This is a genomic window from Heyndrickxia coagulans 36D1, from assembly GCF_000169195.2.
Classification (GTDB): Bacteria; Bacillota; Bacilli; order Bacillales; family Bacillaceae_C; genus Weizmannia; species Weizmannia faecalis.
This window is the reverse complement of record NC_016023.1, coordinates 3,366,640-3,390,363: the sequence shown is the minus strand read 5'-3', so window position 1 is coordinate 3,390,363 and position 23,724 is coordinate 3,366,640. Positions and strand designations below refer to the sequence as shown.

General features: G+C 48.1%; 25 protein-coding genes. 19 read left to right on the top strand and 6 right to left on the bottom strand.

Going from position 1 to position 23,724, the window contains the following annotated elements; genetic code table 11:
* The first annotated feature begins 105 nt into the window (after positions 1 to 105).
* Together BCOA_RS33550 and BCOA_RS33545 are read left to right on the top strand one after the other, a co-directional pair.
* Positions 106 to 1,857, top strand: coding sequence for an ABC transporter ATP-binding protein (locus BCOA_RS33550; protein WP_014098370.1), 1,752 nt, complete (start codon positions 106 to 108; stop codon positions 1,855 to 1,857).
* Positions 1,857 to 3,875, top strand: coding sequence for an ABC transporter ATP-binding protein (locus tag BCOA_RS33545; RefSeq protein WP_014098369.1), 2,019 nt, complete (start codon positions 1,857 to 1,859; stop codon positions 3,873 to 3,875). The genes BCOA_RS33550 and BCOA_RS33545 overlap by 1 nt, the downstream gene beginning before the upstream one ends.
* Positions 3,876 to 3,934: 59 nt before the next feature.
* Here BCOA_RS33545 and BCOA_RS33540 read toward each other — a convergent pair whose 3' ends face one another.
* On the bottom strand, positions 3,935 to 4,210 hold the full coding sequence (locus BCOA_RS33540; protein ID WP_014098368.1) for an alpha/beta-type small acid-soluble spore protein: 276 nt from the start codon (positions 4,208 to 4,210) through the stop codon (positions 3,935 to 3,937).
* A 173-nt stretch (positions 4,211 to 4,383) separates the two neighbouring features.
* Between BCOA_RS33540 and BCOA_RS33535 the strand changes: the two genes are divergently transcribed.
* From BCOA_RS33535 to BCOA_RS33520, 4 genes are all read left to right on the top strand, one after another.
* Positions 4,384 to 4,779 carry a CidA/LrgA family protein gene (locus BCOA_RS33535; RefSeq protein ID WP_014098367.1) on the top strand — a complete coding sequence of 132 codons (396 nt, stop codon included), beginning with the start codon at positions 4,384 to 4,386 and terminating at the stop codon, positions 4,777 to 4,779.
* Positions 4,748 to 5,428 carry an LrgB family protein gene (locus BCOA_RS33530; protein ID WP_014098366.1) on the top strand — a complete coding sequence of 227 codons (681 nt, stop codon included), beginning with the start codon at positions 4,748 to 4,750 and terminating at the stop codon, positions 5,426 to 5,428. Before BCOA_RS33535 ends, BCOA_RS33530 begins: the two co-directional genes overlap by 32 nt.
* 41 nt (positions 5,429 to 5,469) lie before the next feature.
* A complete protein-coding gene (locus BCOA_RS33525) occupies positions 5,470 to 7,089 on the top strand; it encodes a long-chain fatty acid--CoA ligase (protein ID WP_014098365.1) in 1,620 nt (539 codons plus the stop codon).
* A gap of 104 nt (positions 7,090 to 7,193) precedes the next feature.
* Positions 7,194 to 7,802: a lytic transglycosylase domain-containing protein gene (locus BCOA_RS33520; RefSeq protein ID WP_014098364.1), complete on the top strand. Its 609-nt coding sequence runs from the start codon at positions 7,194 to 7,196 to the stop codon at positions 7,800 to 7,802.
* A 32-nt stretch (positions 7,803 to 7,834) separates the two neighbouring features.
* Here BCOA_RS33520 and BCOA_RS33515 read toward each other — a convergent pair whose 3' ends face one another.
* The gene (locus BCOA_RS33515; RefSeq protein ID WP_013859301.1) at positions 7,835 to 8,086 is read right to left on the bottom strand and encodes a GlsB/YeaQ/YmgE family stress response membrane protein; all 252 of its coding nucleotides are present in this window, start codon (positions 8,084 to 8,086) and stop codon (positions 7,835 to 7,837) included.
* 168 nt (positions 8,087 to 8,254) lie between these two features.
* Positions 8,255 to 8,401, bottom strand: coding sequence for a small acid-soluble spore protein P (locus BCOA_RS34910; protein WP_014098363.1), 147 nt, complete (start codon positions 8,399 to 8,401; stop codon positions 8,255 to 8,257).
* A 98-nt stretch (positions 8,402 to 8,499) separates the two neighbouring features.
* Between BCOA_RS34910 and BCOA_RS33510 the strand changes: the two genes are divergently transcribed.
* Together BCOA_RS33510 and BCOA_RS33505 are read left to right on the top strand one after the other, a co-directional pair.
* Positions 8,500 to 8,757: a hypothetical protein gene (locus BCOA_RS33510; RefSeq protein ID WP_014098362.1), complete on the top strand. Its 258-nt coding sequence runs from the start codon at positions 8,500 to 8,502 to the stop codon at positions 8,755 to 8,757.
* A 125-nt stretch (positions 8,758 to 8,882) separates the two neighbouring features.
* On the top strand, positions 8,883 to 10,127 hold the full coding sequence (locus tag BCOA_RS33505) for an aminopeptidase (RefSeq protein WP_014098361.1): 1,245 nt from the start codon (positions 8,883 to 8,885) through the stop codon (positions 10,125 to 10,127).
* Between the two features lie 89 nt (positions 10,128 to 10,216).
* On the opposite strand, the gene sspO is transcribed toward BCOA_RS33505, so the two are convergent.
* Positions 10,217 to 10,366 carry a small acid-soluble spore protein O gene (gene sspO, locus BCOA_RS33500; protein ID WP_014098360.1) on the bottom strand — a complete coding sequence of 50 codons (150 nt, stop codon included), beginning with the start codon at positions 10,364 to 10,366 and terminating at the stop codon, positions 10,217 to 10,219.
* Between the two features lie 244 nt (positions 10,367 to 10,610).
* Here sspO and acnA point away from each other — a divergent pair, with 244 nt between their 5' ends.
* The 6 genes from acnA to BCOA_RS33475 all read left to right on the top strand — a co-directional run bounded on the left by acnA (position 10,611) and on the right by BCOA_RS33475 (position 14,999).
* Entirely contained in the window at positions 10,611 to 13,346 is a 2,736-nt protein-coding gene (gene acnA, locus BCOA_RS33495) for an aconitate hydratase AcnA (RefSeq protein ID WP_014098359.1), read from the top strand.
* Between the two features lie 106 nt (positions 13,347 to 13,452).
* The gene (locus BCOA_RS34905; RefSeq protein ID WP_014098358.1) at positions 13,453 to 13,587 is read left to right on the top strand and encodes an FbpB family small basic protein; all 135 of its coding nucleotides are present in this window, start codon (positions 13,453 to 13,455) and stop codon (positions 13,585 to 13,587) included.
* A gap of 66 nt (positions 13,588 to 13,653) precedes the next feature.
* Positions 13,654 to 13,797 (top strand): acid-soluble spore protein N, encoded by a 144-nt coding sequence (locus BCOA_RS33490; RefSeq protein ID WP_014098357.1) that lies wholly within the window; start codon positions 13,654 to 13,656, stop codon positions 13,795 to 13,797.
* A 27-nt stretch (positions 13,798 to 13,824) separates the two neighbouring features.
* Complete coding sequence (gene tlp / locus BCOA_RS33485) at positions 13,825 to 14,055, top strand: small acid-soluble spore protein Tlp (RefSeq protein ID WP_013859310.1); 231 nt, start codon at positions 13,825 to 13,827, stop codon at positions 14,053 to 14,055.
* A gap of 206 nt (positions 14,056 to 14,261) precedes the next feature.
* Complete coding sequence (locus BCOA_RS33480) at positions 14,262 to 14,681, top strand: acyl-CoA thioesterase (RefSeq protein ID WP_014098356.1); 420 nt, start codon at positions 14,262 to 14,264, stop codon at positions 14,679 to 14,681.
* A gap of 15 nt (positions 14,682 to 14,696) precedes the next feature.
* The gene (locus BCOA_RS33475) at positions 14,697 to 14,999 is read left to right on the top strand and encodes a hypothetical protein (protein ID WP_014098355.1); all 303 of its coding nucleotides are present in this window, start codon (positions 14,697 to 14,699) and stop codon (positions 14,997 to 14,999) included.
* A gap of 53 nt (positions 15,000 to 15,052) precedes the next feature.
* On the opposite strand, the gene BCOA_RS33470 is transcribed toward BCOA_RS33475, so the two are convergent.
* Together BCOA_RS33470 and plsY are read right to left on the bottom strand one after the other, a co-directional pair.
* Complete coding sequence (locus BCOA_RS33470; RefSeq protein ID WP_014098354.1) at positions 15,053 to 15,346, bottom strand: HesB/YadR/YfhF family protein; 294 nt, start codon at positions 15,344 to 15,346, stop codon at positions 15,053 to 15,055.
* Between the two features lie 129 nt (positions 15,347 to 15,475).
* Positions 15,476 to 16,075 carry a glycerol-3-phosphate 1-O-acyltransferase PlsY gene (plsY, locus tag BCOA_RS33465; protein WP_014098353.1) on the bottom strand — a complete coding sequence of 200 codons (600 nt, stop codon included), beginning with the start codon at positions 16,073 to 16,075 and terminating at the stop codon, positions 15,476 to 15,478.
* A 178-nt stretch (positions 16,076 to 16,253) separates the two neighbouring features.
* Between plsY and BCOA_RS33460 the strand changes: the two genes are divergently transcribed.
* The 5 genes from BCOA_RS33460 (at position 16,254) to BCOA_RS33440 (ending at position 23,588) form a co-directional block, all read left to right on the top strand.
* Entirely contained in the window at positions 16,254 to 16,667 is a 414-nt protein-coding gene (locus BCOA_RS33460; RefSeq protein WP_014098352.1) for a CoA-binding protein, read from the top strand.
* 257 nt (positions 16,668 to 16,924) lie between these two features.
* Complete coding sequence (gene parE / locus BCOA_RS33455) at positions 16,925 to 18,904, top strand: DNA topoisomerase IV subunit B (RefSeq protein ID WP_026683453.1); 1,980 nt, start codon at positions 16,925 to 16,927, stop codon at positions 18,902 to 18,904.
* On the top strand, positions 18,901 to 21,348 hold the full coding sequence (gene parC / locus BCOA_RS33450; protein ID WP_014098350.1) for a DNA topoisomerase IV subunit A: 2,448 nt from the start codon (positions 18,901 to 18,903) through the stop codon (positions 21,346 to 21,348). The genes parE and parC overlap by 4 nt, the downstream gene beginning before the upstream one ends.
* Positions 21,349 to 21,357: 9 nt before the next feature.
* Positions 21,358 to 22,221, top strand: a complete 864-nt coding sequence (locus BCOA_RS33445; RefSeq protein WP_035184925.1) for a hypothetical protein — start codon at positions 21,358 to 21,360, stop codon at positions 22,219 to 22,221.
* 113 nt (positions 22,222 to 22,334) lie between these two features.
* A complete protein-coding gene (locus BCOA_RS33440; RefSeq protein ID WP_014098348.1) occupies positions 22,335 to 23,588 on the top strand; it encodes an MFS transporter in 1,254 nt (417 codons plus the stop codon).
* Positions 23,589 to 23,724: the final 136 nt, after the last annotated feature.

Here is a 23,724-nt window from a genome sequence, read left to right as displayed (position 1 = left end):
TTGAAAAAGGGGATGAACAAGATGAAGCATCATCCGGTTTTACTGTTGTCTTACGGAGAGAAAGAAGGCGGATAGAGACAGAAATGACGGGAGGAGGACGACGGTTTGTTTAGTGTATTGGGGAAATTAGGGTGGTTTTTTAAAGCCTATTGGAAAAGATATGCGATTGCAGTGCTTGCGCTTTCAATTGTTAACTTGTTGGAAGTGCTCCCGCCGATGATTCTCGGCGATTCCATTGATAAAATATTCACCGGGGAAATGACAGCACACATTTTTTCCCTCTACATCGGCGTCATGCTGGCGATTGCAGCTGCCCTTTACGGCCTGACCTATATATGGCAGTATAACTTGTTTGGCGGGGCGTTTATCGTGGAAAAAATGCTGCGGTCCCGGTTAATGAATCATTTTTTAAAAATGGCGCCTCCTTTTTTTGAGCGGAATCGTACGGGCGACTTAATGGCGCGGGCGACGAATGACTTGCGGGCGGTGTCCCAGACAGCGGGTTTCGGGATTCTGACGCTTGTTGATTCAACCATGTATATGCTGACCATTATTCTGACCATGGCCGTGCTGATCTCCTGGAAGTTAACGCTTGTTTCGATCTTGCCGCTTCCGTTTCTGGCAGCCGGCATTAAAGTGCTGGGAGAGAAAATTCATAGACGTTTTACTGTTGCCCAGGACGCCTTTGGGGATTTAAATAACCGGGTGCTGGAATCGGTTGCCGGTGTCCGCGTCATCCGTGCCTATAACCAGGAAATAGCGGACGAAACAAGATTCCAGTCGATGACGGAAGACGTTTATCAAAAAAACATTGCGGTCGAAAAAATTGACGCGCTTTTTAATCCGCTGACAAAAATCATTACCGGGATGAGTTACACGATCGGCCTTGCTTACGGCACTTATCTCGTTTTTCACCAGCAAATTACACTCGGAAATCTTGTTTCCTTTAATGTCTATTTGGGCATGCTGACATGGCCGATGTTTGCGATTGGGGAATTGATGAATGTCATGCAGCGCGGCAATGCTTCACTTGACCGTGTAAATGAAACGTTGCGGCATGTGGAAGATGTAAAAGACCCGGAAGCCCCGAAAACGGTTGAACAGCCGGATATCATAGAATTTGCCGATTATACTTTCCGCTATCCAAAATCGCGGGAAGAGAACCTGAAGCATATTCATTTAAAGATCAAAAAAGGGGAGACGATCGGGATCACCGGTAAAACCGGCAGCGGGAAAACAACGCTGATCAAACAACTGTTGCGCGAATATCCGCTTGGAAGCGGCCGGCTGCTTGTCTCCGGTGTTCCAATTGAACAATTGACCAAAGAGGAAGTATTAAGCTGGATCGGGTATGTGCCGCAGGACCATGTGCTTTTTTCCAGAACGGTGAAAGAAAACATCCTGTTCGGTACCGATTCGGCCGGGGAAGCGGAACTGCAAAAAGCGATCCGGACTGCATCACTTGAAAAAGATATCGAGATGCTCCCGGACGGACTTGAAACGCTTGTCGGTGAAAAAGGGGTCGCTTTATCAGGCGGGCAGAAACAGCGGATCTCGATTGCACGGGCGGTCATAAAAGATCCGGAAATTTTGATCCTGGATGACGCGCTGTCCGCTGTGGATGCTAAAACCGAGGCGGCCATTATTTCGAACATCCGAAAAGAGCGGAAAAACAAAACGACCATCATCGCGACCCATCGGCTGTCGGCGATTGAACACGCCCAGTGGATTGTCGTCCTCGATAACGGCCGGATCACGGAGGAAGGGGCGCACGAACAGCTGTTGAAAAACAAGGGCTGGTATTACGAACAGTATATGCGCCAACAGCTCATGTCCCGTGAGGAGGTGGAAGCATAATGGTTGCAAAACGGCTTTTCCGCTATGCGATGAACTTTAAACGTTCCATTTTGATTGCGCTCGCGGCCCTTATGGTTGCCGTTGGGGCGGATGTGTTCAGCCCGATCGTGGCAAAAACGATGATTGACCGCCATATCACCGGCATTGAAAGCGTATGGGTGGAGACCCATGATGCCCGCCAGGCGGTTTCTTATCACGGCCGCCATTACAAACGGCTTGTTTATGCTTCCGCTGAGGAGAAAAAAGGGAAGAAGCGGACGATTGTCCAGGCAGGAAGAAACTTTTATTTCGTAAAAGGCCGTGTTGAAACCGGCGGGAAAAATACGTACCGGGACGGAAAACTGTATATGACCTATAATGGCAAAACGGCTTCTTACCGGGCGGAAAAGATATCCTATGCGGGCGTGCTCCGCTTTTACAGCCCGGAAATCCCGTATATTTTGAAACTGTTAATCTTGTATTTCGGCCTTTATGTTGTGTCGGGATTCGGCCAGTTTACGCAATATTTTTATTTGCAAAAAGCTGCAAACCGGATTATCCAGAAAATGCGGAATGACCTTTTTATCCACTTGCAAAAATTGCCGATCCCATTTTTTGACAACCTGCCGGCCGGAAAGATTGTCTCGCGCATCACCAATGATACGGAAGCCATCCACGAATTGTATGTGGCTGTGCTGTCAAACTTTTTCAGCGGCCTGGTTTATATTGCCGGCATTTATATTGCAATGTTTTTGCTCGACTGGAAACTTGCGCTTGTCTGCCTGTTGTTAATGCCAATTTTATGGCTGTGGATGCGGGTATACCGGAAGTTTGCCCAGCAGTACAACCGGATGATCCGTTCGAAAGTGAGCGAAATGAATGCCATGATCAATGAGTCGATCCAGGGCATGCCGGTCATCCAGGCTTTCCGGCGCGAAAAGCAAACGAAGGAAACCTTTGAACAGCTGAATCGGACGCATTTTAAATACCAGAACAAAATGCTGGTGTTAAACGCCTTGTCGGCCCATAATTTAACCGGCATTTTAAAAAATCTCGTGCTTGTGGCGTTTCTCTGGTATTTCGGGCACAGCGCCCTTTCCGGTTTGTCAGCCGGGCTCTCCGTCGGCCTTTTGTATGCCTATGTGGACTATATTAACCGGCTGTTTAACCCGATCAGCAATATTGTCAACCAGTTCAGCAATCTTGAGCAGGCGCTTGTTGCCGGGGAACGGGTTTTCAGGCTGCTGGATGAAAAAGGCGAGGATGTGGGGACAAAATCCGTACCGCGCTTTAAAGGGCATGTGGAGTTTCGCCACGTCTATTTCGGCTACAAAGAAAACGAATATGTGCTGAAAGACATTGACTTTGAGGCAAAGCCGGGTGAAACGGTCGCGCTTGTCGGCCATACCGGATCCGGAAAAAGTTCGATTATGAATGTGCTGTTCCGTTTTTACGACTGCAATGAAGGAGAAATCCGGATTGACGGGACGGATATCCGGTCGCTTCCGCGGCAGTCCGTCCGTGAACATATGGCGATCGTGCTGCAGGACCCGTATTTGTTTACCGGCACGATTTATTCAAATGTCAGCCTCGGGGACCCGCGCATTACAAAAGAAAAAGCGGCTGCCGTGTTAAAAGCGGTCGGCGCCGATCAAGTGCTCGGAAATCTGGAAGAAGGGCTTGATGAACCGGTCTTTGAAAAGGGGAGCACTTTATCGAGCGGGCAGCGCCAGCTCATTTCGTTTGCCCGTGCACTTGCTTTTGACCCGGCCATCTTAATTCTTGATGAAGCGACATCCAATATTGATACGGAAACGGAATTGGCCATCCAGCATGCCATGGATGTCCTGAAAAAAGGAAGGACCACTTTTATCATTGCCCACCGGCTTTCCACCATCAAAAATGCCGACCAGATTTTGGTGCTGGACCGTGGCCAGATTGTGGAACGCGGCAGCCATGAAGAGCTGATGGAAAGAAAAGGAAAGTATTATCAAATGTACCAAATGCAACATTCAGGCGGAACGGAAGCAGCCGGGTAAATCGGCATGCGAAGCGAATCTGTACTATAACAAACGGGCAGGGAAATTCTCTGCCCGTTTTACTGTTTCTTTAATTGTTCCTGCGCCATCCGGACCAGTTCTTTCACCATGTTTCCGCCGATCGGCCCGCCAATTTTTCCGGCCTGTTCAGCCGTCAGTTTGCCATTATAGCCCTTTTGAAGCGGAATGCCGCGTTCACTGGCTACCTCGTATTTGATATCGTCAGGTTGATCCGTATCAGTACGATACCCTTCTTTGGCCATGACTTCGGTTTTGAACCGGTCAAGCGCGCTTCTTGATTCTGCGATAAGCGGTTTTCTTTTTCGTTTTGGCATGCGGATTCCCTCCCTTTATAGGATGCGGACGGCCCGCTGCCTTTATACACCGGGGAGAAAAAGCGAAAAATGATTTTTTTTAAAAAAATCATACAGGATATTTAAAATCTGTATGGAATATTTGTATAATAAGAACTGTAATAATACAGCAAATCAAAAAGGGAGTATGCAACGTGAAAAAAGCAGTTATTGGTGCATTGCAGATCGGTTTGCTCTGGGTCATTTACGAATTCGGGCTGGAAGCGGTCAAAATCCTGCATTTGCCGGTTCCGGGGAATGTATTTGGCATGTTGGTTCTGTTTCTTTTATTGATCACGGGCATTTTGAAGCTGCAGTGGATCGATACGGGCGCAACGTGGATTTTAAAACATTTATCATTCTTTTTTATTCCGATTTCCGTCGGGCTGATGTCGCTCGGTTCATTTTTCCTCCATAATGGCGTGGTGCTGATCGTAATACTAGCTGTCAGCGCGGTTGCCGGCATTGTAGGGACAGGGATGTCCGCCCAACTTTTGGCAAGGGGGCGTGAGGCAAGCCATGAGCAGCAGTTACGCCGTGACACTTTATAGCATTTTCATCACCGTTTTCGTTTACCTGTTGTCGTTGCGGTTATCGAGAAGGTTTCCTTCCCCGTTTACAACGCCTGTATTTTTCAGTACGGTGGTATTGATCGTGCTATTGGCCGCAAGCCATATATCCTATAAAGCGTATCTTCCCGCAAAAGGGGTCATGACCTATTTTCTCGGCCCGGCCACCGTTGCGCTGGCTGTGCCGCTTTATAAAAACAGGGCGATTCTTGCGCGCTATTTTCTGCCGGTTGTCGGCGGCATTCTTTCAGGCAGCATGCTGACTGTCGGGACCGCCCTCGCCCTGGCCAAAATTTTCCAGCTGTCGCACAATATTTTTGCTTCCCTTGCCGTGAAATCCGTCACCGTGCCGGTTGCAAGCGAGGTAGCAAAAATCATCGGCGGCAATGAGGTGCTGGTTGCGGGGTTTGTCATGATTACCGGGATGATCGGTGCCATGTTCGGCCTGAAGCTCTTAACTTTGGCGCGCGTCCACGACCCGGTATCACGAGGCCTTGCGCTCGGCACGATTTCCCATGGGATTGGAACGGGGGAAGCCGTGAAGGAAGGAGAACTGCAAGGTGCCGTATCAGGGGTGGCGATGGGGATGGCCGCCATTTTAACTTCTTTTATCCTGCCATGGTTGTTCTAAACCGGGATAAACATATATTACAGCTAAAGGGGTAGATACTGATGATGAAGACACCGCTTCTGCTTTCTACTATGATCGAGAGGGCTGAACGCTATTTTCCCGAAAAATATGTCATTTCACGTACACACACCGGGATTCAGCGGATTCCGTATCGTGAAATTGCAAAACGGACACGCCGGCTTGCCAGTGCGCTGGAAAAACTCGGGATGAAAAAAGGAGACCGGGTTGGTACGTTTGCATGGAACCACCACCGCCATTTGGAGGCCTATTTTGCCGTGCCATGCCGCGGGGCTGTCCTTCATATGGTCAACATCCGTTTGTCAGAAGACCATCTCACCCATGTCATTAACCATGCGGAAGATAAAATTTTGCTGATCGATGAAGATCTCGTCCCGGTGATTGAAAAAATCCGGGATCGCCTGAAAACGGTCGAGCATTTTATCATTATGAGCGATGAGAAGGCGGTTCCGGAAACTACCTTGTTTCCTGTCTCCTCTTATGAAGCCATCCTGGAAGAAGGCGATGAGCGTTATCCGTTTTTACACGACCTTGATGAACATGCGCCAGCCGCGATGTGCTACACGTCGGCAACAACCGGCTATCCGAAAGGGGTTGTCTATTCCCACCGCGGCCTTTATTTGCACAGCATGGCGCTCGGGCTTAGTGACCAGCTCAGCGTTCAGGAACGCGACATCGCCATGACGGTCGTTCCGATGTTTCATGTCAATGCCTGGGGGCTTCCCTATGCAGCCACTTGGTTCGGGGCAACCCAGGTGCTGCCGGGGCCTTCTTTTACACCGGAAATTCTCGCACAGCTCATTGAAAAAGAAAAAGTCACGATGACAGCAGGCGTCCCGACGATTTGGATCGGCATGCTGAAAGTGCTGCAGGAAAAGCCGTATGATATCAGCAGCCTGCGCCTGATCGTAAGCGGGGGTGCGGCATCGCCTAAGGGATTGATCCGTGCTTACGAGGAAACGTACAAAGTGCCGTTTATGACCGGCTACGGGATGACGGAAACGACCCCGGTTGTTTCGTTGGCCACGTTAAAAAGCAGCATGGATCATTTTACCGTGGACGAAATGGTGGATGTGAGAGGAAAAACCGGGCTGCCTGTTCCCGGCGTTGAAGTGAAAGTCGTCAATGAGAACGGAGAAGTACCGTGGGACGGAAAAACAATGGGGGAACTGATCGTAAGAGGGCCGTGGATTGCGGATGAATATTACAATGACGAGCGTACGCAGGAAGCATTCAGGGATGGCTGGCTGTATACCGGAGATATTGCAGTCGTGGATCAGGAAGGGTACCTAAAGATTACCGACCGGACAAAAGACCTGATTAAAAGCGGCGGCGAGTGGATTTCTTCCGTCGAACTTGAAAACGCTCTCATGTCGCACGAAGCGGTCTTTGAAGCAGCCGTCATTGCCGTTCCCCACCCGAAATGGCAGGAACGCCCGCTCGGCTGTGTGGTTTTAAAAAGCGAATATGAAAACAAAATCACGGCTGCGGAACTAAAAGATTATTTAAAAACACAATTTGCCTCATGGTGGGTCCCTGACGACATTTTGTTTATGAAAGAAATCCCGAAAACGTCTGTCGGCAAGTTTTTAAAACGGGCATTGCGTGAACAGCTGCAAGACCATTATGCAGGCGTGCAGTAATGCATGCGGGAAAAAGCCGGAATCTTTCTATGGATTTCGGCTTTTTCATTCGATAATATAAAGGGGAGAGGTTTTAACGGAAAGACGAAAGGATTCAAACGGAAATGCCCAAAACATGGAAGAAAAAGAAGCGGAACCGGGGTAAAACGTGGATCGTCCTGCTTATTCCGGTCATCGTGTTAAGCGCCTATTTTATTTTCGAAGAGAACATCCAGAAAAAAACGGATCCCCAAATCCCTGAAAAATATTTGTCCATCTATTTGGAAGCAGAGAAAATATACGGGGTTCCCTGGTATGTGCTTGCCGCTCATCACCGGGTGGAAACCAGGTTTTCAACGATGAAGCCGATGGTCTCGCCGGCCGGCGCCCAAGGCCCGATGCAATTTATGCCGTGCACATTTGTCGGCTGGAAACATCCGTCATGCAGCGGCCTTGGAAAAGGAGACATCCCGAAAAATGAAGAAACGAACCCGGCTGTCATAAAAAAATACGGAGGATATGGCGTCGATGCGGACGGGGACGGGAAAGCAGACCCGTTTAACGATAAAGATGCGATTTTCAGCGCGGCAAATTATTTGTCGAAAAACGGGGCGGCAAACGGGCAGATTCAAAAAGCGGTTTTTGCGTATAACCACAGCCGTAAATACGTGTCCGAAGTGATGCATTATGTACACCTTTATCAAAAAGAAGGTTTAGAAAAAGCAAGCAAGTAAAAAAGGGCGGTTCTGGCCGCCCTTTTTTACTGTTATGCTTTTCTTGCTATTCTTAAAATGAAGCTTAACACAAAGACGAGAATGATGGCCCCGATTAAAGCAGGTATGATGGCCATCCCTGCAATATGCGGCCCCCAATTCCCGAAAATTGCGCCGCCAAGCCATGCACCGACAATCCCAGCAATAATATTTCCGATAATTCCGCCTGGGATGTCCCGGCCCATGATCAATCCTGCAAGCCATCCGATAATCCCACCTACGATTAAATATAGAATAAACGACATTTTCACATTCCTCCTGTTAACTTAAGTTTCATGTCTTTTTATCGAACTTGGTGTACTTATTACCTTTTTTGTACCAGACTAAACATGCGCAGGCGTATTCTAAAACGTCTAAAATGACAAATATGCGGAACTTTTCAGGAGAAAGCGGGAAATCCTCTGGTTTGAAGTTTATAGATCATGCCCGGGATTGTGCTTTTGCCTTGAATGATTCCGGTTTTTAACCTTTTTTGAGCCGCTTAACGGTTCCGGCTGCCCGCTGTTGTTTGCTTTTGGCTGGTTTCTGCGTATATCATTTCCGTCGTTTTTATTTACCATTTTCATCCCTCCAACTATACAATTTGCTTTTTGTAAAGCGGTTATACAGCATACCATGAAAAAAATTGAACATACTATCGTTTGAAGGAGAGATGACAATGCCTTACCATAAAGACAAACAGCAGGCGTTCCAAGCGGCCGAGCAGCACATGGCCTTGACGGAAGACATCTTGCAGAATGTAGAGATGGGAAGTGAAGACGCCGGGCACCAGCTCGCCCATTTGAAAGAAGAAATCAACGAAACGTACCAAGAGATCGAAAATGCACTCGAAGTGGCGAGCGAAACGCAACGGGTGCAATTGGAACAGTTCCGGCGCGATTTGGATACAATCGTAAAACATACAGATTTGCATTAAAGCGGGGAGGAGGATCCCTGCTTTTTTTCATCTGCGCCCGGATCTGGTATAATATAGAATGGTATCAAGCCTGCGACCGGGCGGGGTTCATACATATGAAAAATAATAAACAGGAGGGAATCGAAATGGCTTTGCCAAATTTTGAACAGAATTTACAAAAATATGCGAAATTGCTCGTGACAAAGGGCATCAATGTAAAGCAGGGCGACTGGGTAAAAGTATATATTGCAGTCGACCAGGCAAAACTTGCGCGCCTTGTCGTAAAAGAAGCGTATGCACTAGGCGCGGAAAAAGTAATCGTCGAATGGTCGGATGATGAAATTACAAAACAGCATTATCTGAATCAGCCGCAGGAAGTGCTGACACATATTCCGGATTACAAAATTGCCGAGACGGAAGACCATGTGCTTAACCATAAAGTGAGCCGGCTGTCTATTCTTTCAAGCGATCCCGGCCTGCTCAATGATGTCGATCCGCACAAAGTGGCCGCTTATCAAAATACAGCAGCGAAAGCTTTCAAAGCGCAGCGGGTTGCCACGCAAAATGACGATATCAAATGGACGGTTGCTGCAGCGGCGGGGGCCGGATGGGCAAAAGCAGTATTCCCGGATTTAGAAACCGAAGAAGCACAAGTCGATGCGCTTTGGGATCAGATTTTTAAAACATGCCGTGTCTACGCGGACGACCCGGTTGCCGCCTGGGAACAGCATAAACAGACGTTAAATGAAAAAGCGGCGAAGTTAAACGACATTCAATTCGATGCCCTTCATTATACGGCGCCGGGGACGGACCTTACACTCGGCCTTCCGAAAAACCATATTTGGGCCAGTGCGGGCAGCGTGAACCCGAAAGGCGAAGAATTCATTGCCAATATGCCAACGGAGGAAGTGTTTACTGCACCGGATACGCACAGGATGGAAGGCGTCGTGCGCAGCACAAAACCATTAAGTTATGCAGGCACTTTAATCGAAGGCATTGTTGTCCACTTTAAAGACGGGAAAATCGTCGATATTTCTGCTGAAAAAGGCGAAGAAGCGATCAAAAAACTCGTGTTTGAAAACGAGGGTGCAACAGGGCTCGGGGAAGTTGCGCTTGTACCGGATCCGTCGCCGATTTCACAGTCCGGCATTACATTTTTCAATACATTGTTTGACGAGAATGCCTCGAACCACCTGGCCATTGGTGCAGCCTATCCGACAACGATCCAGGGCGGCACGAAAATGAGCGAAGAAGAACTGTTAAAACACGGCATGAATGTCTCCAATGTCCACGTTGACTTCATGATCGGCTCTGCTGATATGAATATTGACGGCATCAAGCAGGATGGAACCGTTGTGCCGGTATTCCGCAATGGGGACTGGGCCATCTAAAGAAAAACATTAATATTATATTGATAAAGATTCTCAATGGCCAAAACAAAGAAATCAGCCCATAAAGCTGATTTCTTTGCCATCCCATGCTACTGGTTTTTCTTGCGTTTTTTGTTAAACTGTCTTTCTTTTTCCGTTAAAGGCTCGTTTGAAAATTCTTCATTGTATCCGGCGCCTTTCCCTTGCGCTTTTGCCGTATTCATGCCCGGCCGGATATGGTTTGCTTTCTGTCTTGTCACAAGGCTCACCTCCCTGGCCACAGTTTCAGTATGTTGAATAAAGGAAAAATCATACCTTGCCGATAAATTTTTTGCAAACCAAACGACAGGTGATATAATTAAAACTTATCACACACAATAATATTATTGTTATTTACTTATGTCATTTCTTGTAATAAGATGAAACTGTGAGGCGTTTTTTACGAATCATTCTGTTAATCTTTTAAATGATGAAAATATGAATCTTGACAAAGGGGGAAAAGACATGTCCAATGATGTCTTTAAAGCGCGTTCCATTTTTGAAGTAAATGGGAAACGCTATCACTATTACCGCCTAACAGCGCTGCAAGACGCAGGAATCGCCAATGTGTCGCGCCTGCCTTATTCGATTAAAGTGCTGCTTGAATCGGTGCTCCGCCAAATGGACGGCCGCGCGATTACGAAAGAACATGTTGAAGATTTGGCAAAATGGGGATCGGATGAAGTAAAGGACAAAGAAGTCCCGTTTAAGCCGTCACGCGTTATTTTGCAGGATTTTACCGGTGTTCCAGTTGTTGTCGATCTTGCATCGCTCCGCAAAGCGATGGCTGATTTGGGCGGAAACGCGGATAAAATCAATCCGGAAGTACCGGTTGACCTTGTGATCGACCACTCGGTTCAGGTTGATAAATACGGTGCGCCGGATGCCCTTCAGGTGAATATGGATTTTGAATTCAAACGCAATGCCGAACGCTATAAATTTTTAAACTGGGCCCAAAAAGCGTTTGACAATTACCGTGCCGTTCCGCCTGCAACGGGGATTGTCCACCAGGTAAACCTTGAGTATCTGGCAAGTGTCGTCCATGAAAAAGAACTGGAAAACGGCGAATATGAAACGTATCCGGATACCCTCGTCGGGACCGATTCCCATACGACAATGGTCAATGGACTCGGGGTGCTCGGATGGGGTGTCGGCGGTATCGAAGCGGAAGCCGGCATGCTCGGCCAGCCTTCGTATTTCCCAATTCCGGAAGTTATCGGCGTAAAAATGACCGGATCGCTTCCGAACGGGGCAACCGCAACCGACCTTGCGTTAAAAGTCACCCAGCTTTTGCGCCAAAAAGGCGTGGTCGGCAAATTTGTCGAATTCTTTGGCCCGGGCGTCTCAACGCTGCCGCTTGCAGACCGTGCGACGATTGCAAACATGGCGCCTGAATACGGGGCAACTTGCGGTTTCTTCCCGGTTGACGATGAGTCGCTTGCCTATTTGCGCTTAACCGGCCGCAGCGAAGAACATGTAAAAGTGGTGGAAACTTACTTGAAAGAAAACGGCATGTTCTTTACGCCGGACAAAGAAGACCCGGTTTATACGGATGTGCTTGAACTGAACCTTTCTGAAATTGAAGCCAACCTTTCCGGCCCGAAACGCCCGCAGGATTTGATTCCGTTATCGCAAATGCAGTCTGCTTTCCAAAAAGCGATTACGGCGCCTGCCGGCAACCAAGGTTTCGGACTGGATGAAAAAGAGCTCGATAAAGAAGCTGTGATCCATTTTAACAACGGCGAAACAGCTGCGATAAAAACCGGCGCAGTCGCCATTGCAGCGATTACGAGCTGCACAAACACTTCAAACCCTTACGTTATGCTCGGGGCCGGCCTGCTTGCGAAAAAAGCGGTTGAAAAAGGGCTGGAAGTGCCGAAATATGTGAAAACATCGCTTGCGCCTGGATCAAAAGTCGTGACCGGCTACTTAAAAGACTCCGGTTTAATGCCGTACCTCGAACAACTTGGCTTTAACCTGGTCGGTTATGGTTGTACAACCTGTATCGGAAACTCCGGTCCGTTGAAGGAAGAAATTGAAAAAACCATCATGGACAATGATTTGCTCGTAACGAGTGTCCTTTCCGGGAACCGGAATTTTGAAGGCCGGATCCATCCGCTTGTCAAAGCCAACTATCTGGCTTCGCCGCCGCTTGTCGTTGCTTATGCGCTCGCAGGAACGGTGAATATCGATTTAAACCATGACCCGATCGGCAAAGACAAAGACGGCCAAGACGTCTACCTGAAGGATATTTGGCCGCAAGCGGATGAAATCAAAGAAAATGTTCAAAAAGTCGTCACGCCGGAACTGTTCCGCAAACAATATGAAAACGTCTTTACCGACAATGAACGGTGGAATGCGATCGAAACGAGCGACGAACCGTTGTATACATGGGATGCAGAATCGACTTACATTCAAAATCCGCCGTTCTTTGAAAATCTCTCGCCTGAACCGGGCGAAGTACAGCCGCTGTCGAGCCTGCGCGTCATCGGCAAATTCGGCGATTCGGTGACAACGGACCATATTTCGCCTGCAGGTGCGATCGGCAAAGACACCCCTGCCGGAAAATACCTGTTGTCAAAAGGAGTCGAACCGCGTGACTTTAACTCTTATGGTTCCCGTCGCGGCAACCATGAAGTCATGATGCGCGGAACATTTGCCAACATCCGCATCCGCAACCAAATTGCACCGGGTACGGAAGGCGGCTACACGACTTACTGGCCGACGAATGAAGTGACGTCGATTTATGATGCAGCCATGCGTTATAAAGAAAACGGCACCGGCCTTGTGGTTCTTGCCGGCAAAGATTACGGCATGGGCTCATCGCGCGACTGGGCGGCAAAAGGCACATACCTGCTTGGCATTAAAACCGTGATTGCGGAAAGCTTTGAACGGATCCACCGTTCCAACCTCGTTCTCATGGGCGTGCTGCCGCTGCAGTTCAAAAAAGGGGAAAATGCCGACACACTCGGCTTATCCGGCAAAGAAACATTTGATGTCCATATTGACGAAAATGTTAAACCGCATGACTGGATAAAAGTGACGGCTACCGACGAAAACGGGAAGAAAACGGAATTTGAAGCGCTTGTCCGTTTCGATTCCGATGTAGAAATTGACTATTACCGCCACGGCGGCATCCTGCAAATGGTGCTGCGCGAAAAACTACAGCAGTCCAAAAATGAAGTGAAATCAAAATCATAATGTTTAAAAAAGCTGCGGCCAAAGCCGCAGCTTTTTTTGAATCAAATTTATAATTTTTCCCATAATTGCCCATACTAAGTAAAAATACTTGTAAGGAGTGGCAAATATGAGAAAAACCCATAAAAAGACCCTTTCGGATCTTGTTGCCGAAAATAAACAGGAACTGTTGCGCGACAGGGATGCGCTGATGCGGATAGAAGAACGGCTGGACCGGAAACACGAGATGAAATTAGCAGAATAAGCCACTGTTTGTGAATCATAATCCGCTTTCCTCCTGGGGAAAATGTATAAGGAGGGGGGAGATAGGATGGGCAACCCAAACAAGAAAAGCAAATATTTCGTTCCCGATCATCTTGGCACGCAGCCGCGCGGATTTTCCGGCAATAAGGGGAAGAAGATGCAGGACCGTTCGGGACAGCACGCCCAGGTGATACAGACAAAAGGGGAGTAGCTTTCACAGCCGAAGGAGGAGAACACAATGGCGCATAACCGACCGAAACCGGACGACCGCAGCGATAATGTGGAAAAACTGCAAAACATGATCCACAATACGATCGAAAACATGGAAAGCGCGGAAGAATCGCTTGCCGTTACAAGCGATGAAACGCAAATCCAACAAATAAAGGAAAAAAATGAGCGGCGCCGTGAAAGCCTCGAAGCGATGAGAACCGAGGTAAAAGACGAAGCCGCATACAAACAGCAGCAATAAACGAAAACGGCCTTTCGACGGAAAACAGCAGCGTTTCTTTGGAACCACGCCTTTTCCCTCTCGGAAAGGCCGTTTTTTCTCTCCTTTTGCTGCGACCATGCGTGCATCCGAAGTTTTCCCGGCCCCGTATCAGGCATCCTTTTAGGAGGGGGAATTTTCTTTATGCTAAAATAAAATTGACTGTACATATGAAAGAGGTGTCCGGGATGTTTGTATCAGAAACAGAAGTCAAAGTGCGGTATGCAGAAACAGACCAAATGGGGGTTGTGTACCACGCCAATTACCTGATTTGGATGGAAGTGGGGCGGACGAAATTAATCGAAGACCTTGGCTTCCGTTATGCGGATATGGAAAAAGACGGGATTTTGTCGCCGGTCATCGATATTCAAATTTCATACAAAAAACCGGCCCGTTACGGGGAAACAGTGACCGTAAAAACATGGGTCGATGCATATGACGGGCTGCGCGTAACGTACGGCTATGAGATTTACACAGAAACCGGCGACCTTGCCGTGGCCGCGAGTTCAACACATGTCTGCGTAAAGAAAGACAGCTTCCGACCGGTTTCGTTCCGCCGCCTCTACCCAAAATGGCATGAAGCATATGAAAAAGCAAAAAAATCATAAAGCGGGGGGATGGATTTGGCTTTTGGCATACACCGCAACCAGCTTAAAGCGTGGAAAGCGGCGATTGACCGCGGGGAGATTGCGTTTTTAACGCATTTTTGGCTGGACGACCGTTTCCCCGGCGCAAAATCGGTCACAAAAGTCGGCTGTAAAGATCTGGAGAAACTCGCTGCATGGGGAGCACGCTACCAGCTGAAAAAAGAATGGATTCATGTCCGTAAAGACGGTTACAGCCATTTCGACCTGCTTGGCAGGAAGCAGCGAGAAATTTTGCAAAAAGAAGGGCGCCTTGCGGAAGCAAAAAAATTTTTAAAATGAAAAACCGGCATCACTGGCAGCAAAAAAGCAAAAGCTGCCGGATGATCCCGGTTTTAACCTTTTTTATATTCATATACCGGTTCATCCCGTTTCGGGTCATACCCGATATACAAATCATGGCCGTCAAAATACCATTCGTCCGTGCCTTCAATGAAAAAAGCATGGCCGTTCCGTTCAACGGCCGCCACCGGATCGTCGGGAACGTCTTTTTGAACACCAAGTGAAAACCCGTGTTGGACAGGCGTGGAGCCGCCGTATTTGGCAAAAAAACGGACGGACTCGCCGTCGTCCAGTTCCAGTTCCCTTTTAAACCAGTTTACTGCCTCATCTGTAATGTGCATTTTCATGCCGCCACTTCCTTCCAACTGCCTTTTACATTTTCATTATAGACCAAAGCACGTTTTTTCCCTAACCTTTTGCCTTCGTTTACCGGCCCCGGGTTATAGGAAACATCAGATTTAGAAACAATGGCTGCCTTACAGCCACTTGACTTTTGGCTCGGTCTTATTTTTAATCCGCTTAATATTGGCTTTATGGCGGTAAATAATGAAAGAGGCAAGCGCCAGAACGATGACGAACAGCGGCCAGTCATGTGTTGCAATCATATAAATGAGCGTATACAGGATGCCAAAAACAGCCGCCATGATAGAAGAAAGCGAAACGTATTTGCTCCATTTTAATGTAATCAAAAAAACGATGATGACCATGACAAACAATGGCCATTGATAGGCAAGAACAACGCCGGCGGAAGTTGCCACCGCTTTGCCGCCTTTAAATTTGGCAAATACCGGAAGCATATGGCCGATAACAGCGATCATCCCGATTAAAAGCGGGTGCACCGTATGCTCCAGGCCAAAAAAGTGGGGCAATAAGGTGGCGATTGTCCCTTTCAGAATATCCACCACTGTTACGACACTGCCGGCTTTGAACCCGAGCACACGGAACGTATTGGTCGCACCGAGATTTCCGCTGCCGTGTTCGCGGATGTCTATACCGTAAAAAAGCTTACCAACGATCAGGCCTGTCGGGATTGAGCCGAGCAGGTAAGCCAAAAGGATCATCAGGACAATATTCATGTACAAAACTCCTTGGAAAAAATCTATGCTTATTGTAGCATGTTCTTAAAGGAAAGAGGAATATTTTTTGCCGATTCCGTGCAGATTTTCTAACCGAGCAGGAATTGGAAAAGATCAAGCGAATGTTTAAGTTGGGATCAGACTGGCGAAAGTACAAGAAAGGAGAGGTGTTGATCAAATGGCAATCGAAAATCCGAGCAGGGAAGAAATCAGGGAAATTTTACAAAAAGCAAAACGAATTGCAGTGGTTGGCTTGAGCAATAACCCGGAAAAAACATCTTATACGGTAGCCAAAGCCATGCAGGATGCCGGCTATGAGATTATTCCGGTCAATCCGAAAGCAACGGAAATTCTCGGGGAAAAGGCTGTCCCGAGCTTAAAAGATATCGAAGGCCATGTGGACATTGTGGATATTTTCAGGCGGCCCGAATATTTGCCGGAGCTGGCACGGGAGTTTGATGAAATCGATGCGGACGTTTTCTGGGCGCAGCTCGGCATCGAAAACGAGGAAGCATACCGGTTTTTAAAAGAAAAAGGCTATACCGTTGTGATGAACCGCTGCATTAAAGTGGAACATGCCCTGACAAAATAGGCTTTTTCAAGCAGGCGCCAGCTTAAAGGGCGCTTGCTTTCTTTATATTTTCCCAATAAAACGGCCGTTTACTGGAGAAGTTTTTATAACCGTTGCTTTGCCCCTCCCGTTCCCGTCACTTCCGCATGCCCTTTTACAAATTCCGTTTTATCGTTAAAATGAGTATGATAAAAACGGCAAATGATGTTATAATGAGAACGAATATTTGTTCTTATGAACGCCGGTGCACGTGCTTTGCAATTGAAAGGGGAATAGATGTGGCGAAGAAACAAAATATATTGGAATATAATGATGATGCAATCCAGGTGCTGGAAGGGCTGGAGGCCGTAAGGAAAAGGCCGGGCATGTACATCGGGTCGACCGATGCGCGCGGTTTGCACCATCTTGTCTATGAAATCGTCGACAATGCGGTGGATGAGGCGTTGTCCGGGTACGGAAACCATATCATCGTCAACATTCACAAAGATAACAGCATCAGCGTCCAGGACTTCGGGCGCGGCATGCCGGTCGGGATGCACAAGCTCGGTAAGCCGACGACAGAAGTGATCTTGACGATTTTGCACGCCGGCGGAAAATTTGGGCAGGGCGGCTATAAAACGAGCGGCGGCCTGCACGGTGTCGGCGCGTCCGTCGTCAATGCCCTGTCGGAATGGCTTGTTGTTACCATACATCGCGACGGTTACGTGTATGAACAGCGTTTCCGTGACGGCGGCAAACCGGAAACAACGCTCGAGAAAACCGGGAAAACCAATAAGACCGGCACAACGATCCATTTTAAACCCGACCCGTCCATTTTTAGCACCATCACTTTTAACTACGATACATTATGCGAACGGCTGCGCGAATCGGCCTTTCTTTTAAAAGGGTTAAAAATTGAAATCACTGATGAACGTTTCGGGCGGCATGATCTGTTCCACTACGAAAACGGCATTGAAGCCTTTGTCCAGTACTTGAACGAAGGAAAAGAAGTGCTCCATCCGGTTGTGTTTATCGAGGGGGAAACAAACGGAATCGAAGCGGAATTTGCGTTTCAGTTTAACGACGGCTTTTCGGAAAACATTTTATCTTTCGTGAACAACGTGCGCACGAAAGACGGCGGCACGCACGAAGCCGGGGCAAAAACGGCATTGACGCGCGTCGTGAACGATTATGCAAGAAAAACCGGGCTGTTAAAAGAAAAAGATAAAAACTTAGAAGGGACGGATATCCGCGAAGGGCTGTCCGCCATTATTTCCGTCCGCATTCCGGAAGAACTGCTCCAATTTGAAGGACAAACGAAAGGGAAACTTGGCACAAGTGAAGCCCGCTCTGCAGTTGATACGATTGTTTCGGAACACCTTTCTTATTTTCTTGAAGAAAACCCGGATACGAGCAATCTTTTAATCCGGAAAGCCATCAAGGCGTCGCAGGCAAGGGAAGCAGCGAGGAAAGCACGGGAAGAAGCGAGAAGTGGCAAAAAGCGGAAGAAATCGGAAACGACTTTGTCCGGAAAGCTGACGCCGGCGCAAAGCCGCAATCCGCAGCGGAACGAACTGTATCTCGTTGAAGGGGATTCCGCGGGCGGTTCTGCGAAACAGGGGCGCGACCGGAAATTCCAGGCTGTTTTGCCGCTGCGCGGAAAAGTCATCAATACGGAAAAAGCAAAGCTTGCGGATATTTTTAAAAATGAAGAAATCAATACCATTATTTATACGATTGGTGCCGGCGTCGGCCCTGAATTCAATTTGGAAGACGTCAATTACGACAAAGTCATTATTATGACCGATGCCGACACGGACGGTGCCCACATCCAGGTGCTGCTTCTTACGTTCTTTTACCGCTATATGCGGCCTTTGATTGAAGCGGGAAAAGTGTACATCGCGCTGCCACCGCTTTATAAAGTCAGCAAAGGCACCGGCAGGAAAGAAATCGTGGAATATGCTTGGACCGAAAAAGAACTGGATGAAACGATCAAAAAAGTCGGGCGTGGCTATATCCTGCAGCGTTATAAAGGGCTCGGTGAAATGAACGCCGACCAGCTTTGGGAAACGACGATGAATCCGGAAACGCGGACTTTGATCCGTGTCCGTATTGATGATGCGGCCCGGGCTGAACGGCGGGTGACCACGCTTATGGGCGATAAGGTCGAACCGCGTCGGCAATGGATTGAAAGCCATGTGGAATTCGGGCTTGAAGACGACACCAATATTTTAGACAATGAGAATTTGATGATTGAGGAAGGGGACATGAACGGATGAAGACGGCTGAACGTTTTCAAGATTTGCCTTTGGAAGAGGTGCTGGGCGACCGCTTCGGCCGGTACAGCAAATATATTATCCAGGATCGTGCCCTTCCGGATGCGCGGGACGGCCTGAAGCCGGTGCAGCGGCGGATTCTTTATGCGATGCATGTAGAGGGCAACACTGCTGACAAGCATTTCCGGAAATCGGCAAAAACGGTCGGCAACGTCATCGGCAATTACCATCCGCACGGGGATTCTTCCGTTTATGAAGCGATGGTGCGGATGAGCCAGGACTGGAAGCTGCGAAACGTGCTCATCGAGATGCACGGCAATAACGGGAGCATTGACGGCGACCCGGCCGCGGCTATGCGGTATACAGAAGCAAGGCTCGCTCCGATTGCATCCGAACTCCTTCATGATATTGATAAAGAAACGGTTAAATTTATCCCGAATTTCGATGATACCGCAAATGAGCCGGTTGTGCTGCCCGCCCGGTTTCCCAACCTGCTCGTGAACGGATCGACCGGCATCTCGGCTGGATATGCAACTGAAATTCCGCCGCATCACCTCGGGGAAATCATTGACGGGGCCATCATGCGGATGGAAAACCCGGACTGTACGGTAGAAGATTTGATGACGGTCATAAAAGGCCCTGATTTTCCAACAGGCGGCATTGTCCAGGGAATTGACGGAATTAAAAAAGCGTATGAAACCGGAAAAGGCAAAATGGTCGTAAGAGGCAGGACATCGATCGAAGAGATCCGCGGCGGGCGAAAGCAGATTGTCATCGCAGAGATTCCTTATGAAGTCAATAAAGCCAATCTTGTCAAAAAAATCGACGAGCTCCGGATTGACCGGAAAGTGGAAGGCATATCTGAAGTCCGCGATGAAACCGACCGGACCGGGCTCCGGATTGTGATCGAACTGAAAAAAGATGCGGATGCAGATAGCGTCCTGAATTATTTATTCAAAAACACCGATCTCCAGGTATCATACAATTTCAACATGGTGGCCATCCATAACCGTCGGCCGCAGCTGATGGGCCTCCGTGAACTGCTCGATGCTTATATTGAACACCAGAAAGAAGTGGTCACAAAAAGGACGGAATTCGATCTCAAAAAAGCGCGTGACCGCAAGCATATTGTTGACGGCCTGATGAAGGCACTTTCCATCCTGGATGAAGTCATTGCGGCGATTCGGGCATCCAAAGATAAAAAAGATGCAAAAGCGAACTTAATCGCAAAGTTTGCTTTTACCGAACCCCAGGCTGAAGCGATTGTCACGCTGCAGCTCTACCGCCTGACCAATACGGATATTACGACGCTGGAGAATGAAGCGGCAGACCTTGAGAAAAAAATTGAGACCTATCTCGCGATTTTATCCAGTGAGAAAAAACTGTTTACGGTGATCAAAAAAGAACTGAGAGATATCCGGAAAAAATACGCGGATAACAGAAGGACAACGATTGAAGCGGAAATACAGGAATTAAAAATCAATCTGGAAGCGATGATCCCGAATGAAGATGTGATGGTCACCATTACAAAAGACGGTTATATCAAACGGACAAGCCTCCGTTCATATACCGCTTCAAACGGCCGGGACCTTGCTATTAAAGATAGCGACCGCCTGCTCTTTAAACAGCAGCTCAATACCGTCCAGACGGTGCTGCTTTTCACAAATAAAGGGAGCTATATCTATTTGCCGGTCCATGAACTGCCGGATATCCGCTGGAAAGATCTCGGGCAGCATGTTTCCAATCTTGTGACGCTTGAACGCGATGAAGGCATCATCAAAGTGCTCCCGATTGAAGATTTCAACCAGCCGCAGTTTATTTTGTTTTTCACGAAAAACGGCATGGCGAAGAAAACGGAATTGCAGCAATACCAGGCACAGCGCTATTCGAAAGCCCTCGTTGCAATCAACTTAAAGGGCGATGATGAAGTGCTCGATGTTCACCTGACAGACGGCTCGAAAGAAGTCTTCCTCGCTTCCCGCCTCGGTTACGGGCTCCGGTTTGATGAAGCGGAAATCAGCGTTGTCGGCCAGCGGGCAGCAGGGGTAAAAGGCATGAACCTAAAAGAAGGCGACAGGCTCGTTAGCGGGAAAATCATTGAAGATCCGGAAAAAGACAAAGTATTTATTGCCACCCAAAGAGGAGCCGTCAAGAAGATGAAAGTGTCCGAATTTGACAAAACAAGCCGGGCCAAACGCGGTGTCATCATGCTGCGCGAATTAAAAGCCCATCCGCACCGGATCGCCGGAGCCGTGATTGCAGGCGACGATGAAACCGTCTCGGTCATCACGGAAAAAGGGCATCAGGAAGACATTCGGCTCCATGATTTGCGCGACCATGACCGTTATTCAAATGGCTCATTTGCCATTGATGAAGAAGAGAACGGGACAGTGGCAGAAGTATGGAAGCAGGAACCGGAAGAGGGTGCTGCGGAAGAAAACGATTGAAAAAAGTGTTTGCCGTTTTCGGCAAACACTTTTTTCATCTTCAGGCAAGTTTTACATAATTCTATTCTTGCGGCGTATCCTAAAGGAAAACGGATGCGGGGTGAGAAGATGAAAAAAGAATACATGCTTGCACTGCTCGCATTATGGTTTATGGCAGCCGGCACGGTTGTGATCGCGGACGCGGGCGGGAAGACGAAAGCCGGCAAAACGGTGATTCACCGGTACGAGGCGGATGTAACCGGCGACGGAAAAAAGGATGCGATTGTATTGGAAGGCATCCCGTTTGCAGCCGGCAGCCCGTATATGAAAAAAATTTGGGCGCGGATTGCCACGTCGGAAGGAAAGAAATATAAATTGCCGTATGAGCCTGGGTATGAACCGGAAATCCAGTTCATCGATCTCAACCATGACGGCGTAAAGGACATGCTTGGATCAAGCAACAGCGGCGGAAGCGGGGGCATAAACCAGTACCGCCTCGATACGCTGAAAGGCGGCATTTTAAAACATTTGCCGATGCCGCCCGTGTTAAAGCTTAGCGGCAAATTTGAAAATGCATTGTCGGCCAGGCTCAACATTGAAAATACGAACGAAACATTTTTGATTGATTTAAGAAAACGGAAAAAAGATTATATCCGGCTCGGTATTTACCGAAAGGACGGAATGCTCAATGAGCCGTTTGAACTGATGATCGATCCGGCGGCGGTTTACAAACCGGTGAAAATAAAAGGCAAAAAAGGCGTCGGGCTCGAAGGTTTCCAGCAAGTAAGCGGTGCCTACCATGCAGATAGACTGGGTGATGTAAAGGCAACATGGTATTTTAAAGACGGAAAATGGATCCTGGTTCGTGCCAAATGGCAGCCTACAAACGCATAAAAAAACTCCCGGCGGGGGAGTTTTTTTATTGCGGATTCGAAAATTGAAAATGTTTTTGCGCAAAAATAGATTATAATAGTAATAAATTACAAACAAAACAGGGGTAGAGCAGATTGGACAGACAAAAAAGCAAGTACAGATGGGTTGTTTTTTTCGCGGTGCTGTTTTCCTACATGGTGATTGTCAGCCAGCGAACGGCGCCAGGCTTGATTTCGGATAAACTGATGAGCGAGTTTCATATGACAGCGTCCGTCATCGGTTTATTGACAGGTGCGCAGTTTCTCGCTTATGCGGGGCTGCAAATTCCGATTGGGATTTTTTCCGACCGGTTCGGGCCGAACGTTTTTTTGGTCACAGGCACTTTATTCAGTGGCATCGGCACGTTCTTATACAGCATTTCGCCGAATGAAGCCTGTTTGCTCGTATCCCGGGTGCTTGCCGGCATGGGAGATGCGACCATTTGGATTAATCTTGTCTTGATTTTAAGTCAGTGGTTTTATGCGAAAGAGTTTGTCGGGCTGATCGGTTATGCCGGCATGGCCGGAAGCGTGGGTTCTTTGCTCGCAACCGTTCCGCTAACGGCCTGGATTTCAGCTTCGGGATGGCGCCAGCCGTTTTTTGTAACCGGTATTCTGCTCCTCGCAAGTACGGTGATGCTGTATGTCGTGCTGATCCGACTCCCGCAAAAGCGGGAAGGGGGAACGCATGCGAATACAAAAGTCCGCCATGAAAAAATGCTTTTGGTTCTAAAGCGGATCTTGAAAAGCAGGCAGGCGTGGGCTGCATTTTTATGCCATTTCGGCCTTGTCGGCACATATGTTGGTTTTATTGGTACATGGGCTGTGCCGTACGGGATGCATATTTTCGGCATGAACCGCCCGGAAGCGAGCCAGCTGGTCATGACAGGATTAATCGGAGCAATTATCGGCGCGCCGGTTACCGGATGGATCGCAAGCAGACTCGGTTCAAGGAAGAAGCCATATTTGCTGATTCAAACCCTGATTTTTCTGGCATGGACGGTTTTCTTTTTGAGCGGGGGCAAACCGCCGTTATTTTTCGCGGTGCTGTTAATGTTTGTCATCGGATATGGTAATGGTGCAAGCGCGCTGACGTTTGCGGTCGTCCGCCACTCCTTTGACGTAAGGGAAGTCGGATCGGTTTCCGGATTTGCCAATACCGGCGGCTTTTTAAGCGCGGTGCTTTTGCCGAGCTTGTTTGGAAAAGTGCTGGACCATTTTCATGCTGAAGCGAGTGTGGTCGGTTATCATTACGGCTTTTTAATCCCGGCGTTCTTTTCGCTTTTTGGCGTGCTCGGGACGGTGATGATCCGGGAGAAAATCCGCGCCGGAGAGAATCAGGCAGCATAAAAATTTTTAAACGGTGCACAGCAGTTGCCTGTTTTACATGAAATAAAAATTTTTAAAAAAAACCGGTAAAATGGTTCACGCATCCTTTTAAATGTGTTATACTAATGAACGATAAGTATAACACATTTGTCAAACA

What these genes read in the sequence shown, in the direction of transcription:
- BCOA_RS33480 (WP_014098356.1), top strand. Translation starts at nt 14,262, where the DNA reads ATGTTTGTATCAGAAACAGAAGTCAAAGTGCGGTATGCAGAAACAGAC.
- BCOA_RS33530 (WP_014098366.1), top strand. Translation starts at nt 4,748, where the DNA reads ATGAGCAGCAGTTACGCCGTGACACTTTATAGCATTTTCATCACCGTT.
- BCOA_RS33545 (WP_014098369.1), top strand. Translation starts at nt 1,857, where the DNA reads ATGGTTGCAAAACGGCTTTTCCGCTATGCGATGAACTTTAAACGTTCC.
- BCOA_RS33460 (WP_014098352.1), top strand. Translation starts at nt 16,254, where the DNA reads ATGGCAATCGAAAATCCGAGCAGGGAAGAAATCAGGGAAATTTTACAA.
- BCOA_RS33470 (WP_014098354.1), bottom strand. Translation starts at nt 15,346, where the DNA reads ATGAAAATGCACATTACAGATGAGGCAGTAAACTGGTTTAAAAGGGAA.
- BCOA_RS34910 (WP_014098363.1), bottom strand. Translation starts at nt 8,401, where the DNA reads ATGGTAAATAAAAACGACGGAAATGATATACGCAGAAACCAGCCAAAA.
- BCOA_RS33540 (WP_014098368.1), bottom strand. Translation starts at nt 4,210, where the DNA reads ATGCCAAAACGAAAAAGAAAACCGCTTATCGCAGAATCAAGAAGCGCG.
- acnA (WP_014098359.1), top strand. Translation starts at nt 10,611, where the DNA reads ATGTCCAATGATGTCTTTAAAGCGCGTTCCATTTTTGAAGTAAATGGG.
- BCOA_RS33490 (WP_014098357.1), top strand. Translation starts at nt 13,654, where the DNA reads ATGGGCAACCCAAACAAGAAAAGCAAATATTTCGTTCCCGATCATCTT.
- BCOA_RS33515 (WP_013859301.1), bottom strand. Translation starts at nt 8,086, where the DNA reads ATGTCGTTTATTCTATATTTAATCGTAGGTGGGATTATCGGATGGCTT.
- parC (WP_014098350.1), top strand. Translation starts at nt 18,901, where the DNA reads ATGAAGACGGCTGAACGTTTTCAAGATTTGCCTTTGGAAGAGGTGCTG.
- BCOA_RS33520 (WP_014098364.1), top strand. Translation starts at nt 7,194, where the DNA reads ATGCCCAAAACATGGAAGAAAAAGAAGCGGAACCGGGGTAAAACGTGG.
- BCOA_RS33505 (WP_014098361.1), top strand. Translation starts at nt 8,883, where the DNA reads ATGGCTTTGCCAAATTTTGAACAGAATTTACAAAAATATGCGAAATTG.
- plsY (WP_014098353.1), bottom strand. Translation starts at nt 16,075, where the DNA reads ATGAATATTGTCCTGATGATCCTTTTGGCTTACCTGCTCGGCTCAATC.
- BCOA_RS34905 (WP_014098358.1), top strand. Translation starts at nt 13,453, where the DNA reads ATGAGAAAAACCCATAAAAAGACCCTTTCGGATCTTGTTGCCGAAAAT.
- BCOA_RS33510 (WP_014098362.1), top strand. Translation starts at nt 8,500, where the DNA reads ATGCCTTACCATAAAGACAAACAGCAGGCGTTCCAAGCGGCCGAGCAG.
- BCOA_RS33525 (WP_014098365.1), top strand. Translation starts at nt 5,470, where the DNA reads ATGATGAAGACACCGCTTCTGCTTTCTACTATGATCGAGAGGGCTGAA.
- tlp (WP_013859310.1), top strand. Translation starts at nt 13,825, where the DNA reads ATGGCGCATAACCGACCGAAACCGGACGACCGCAGCGATAATGTGGAA.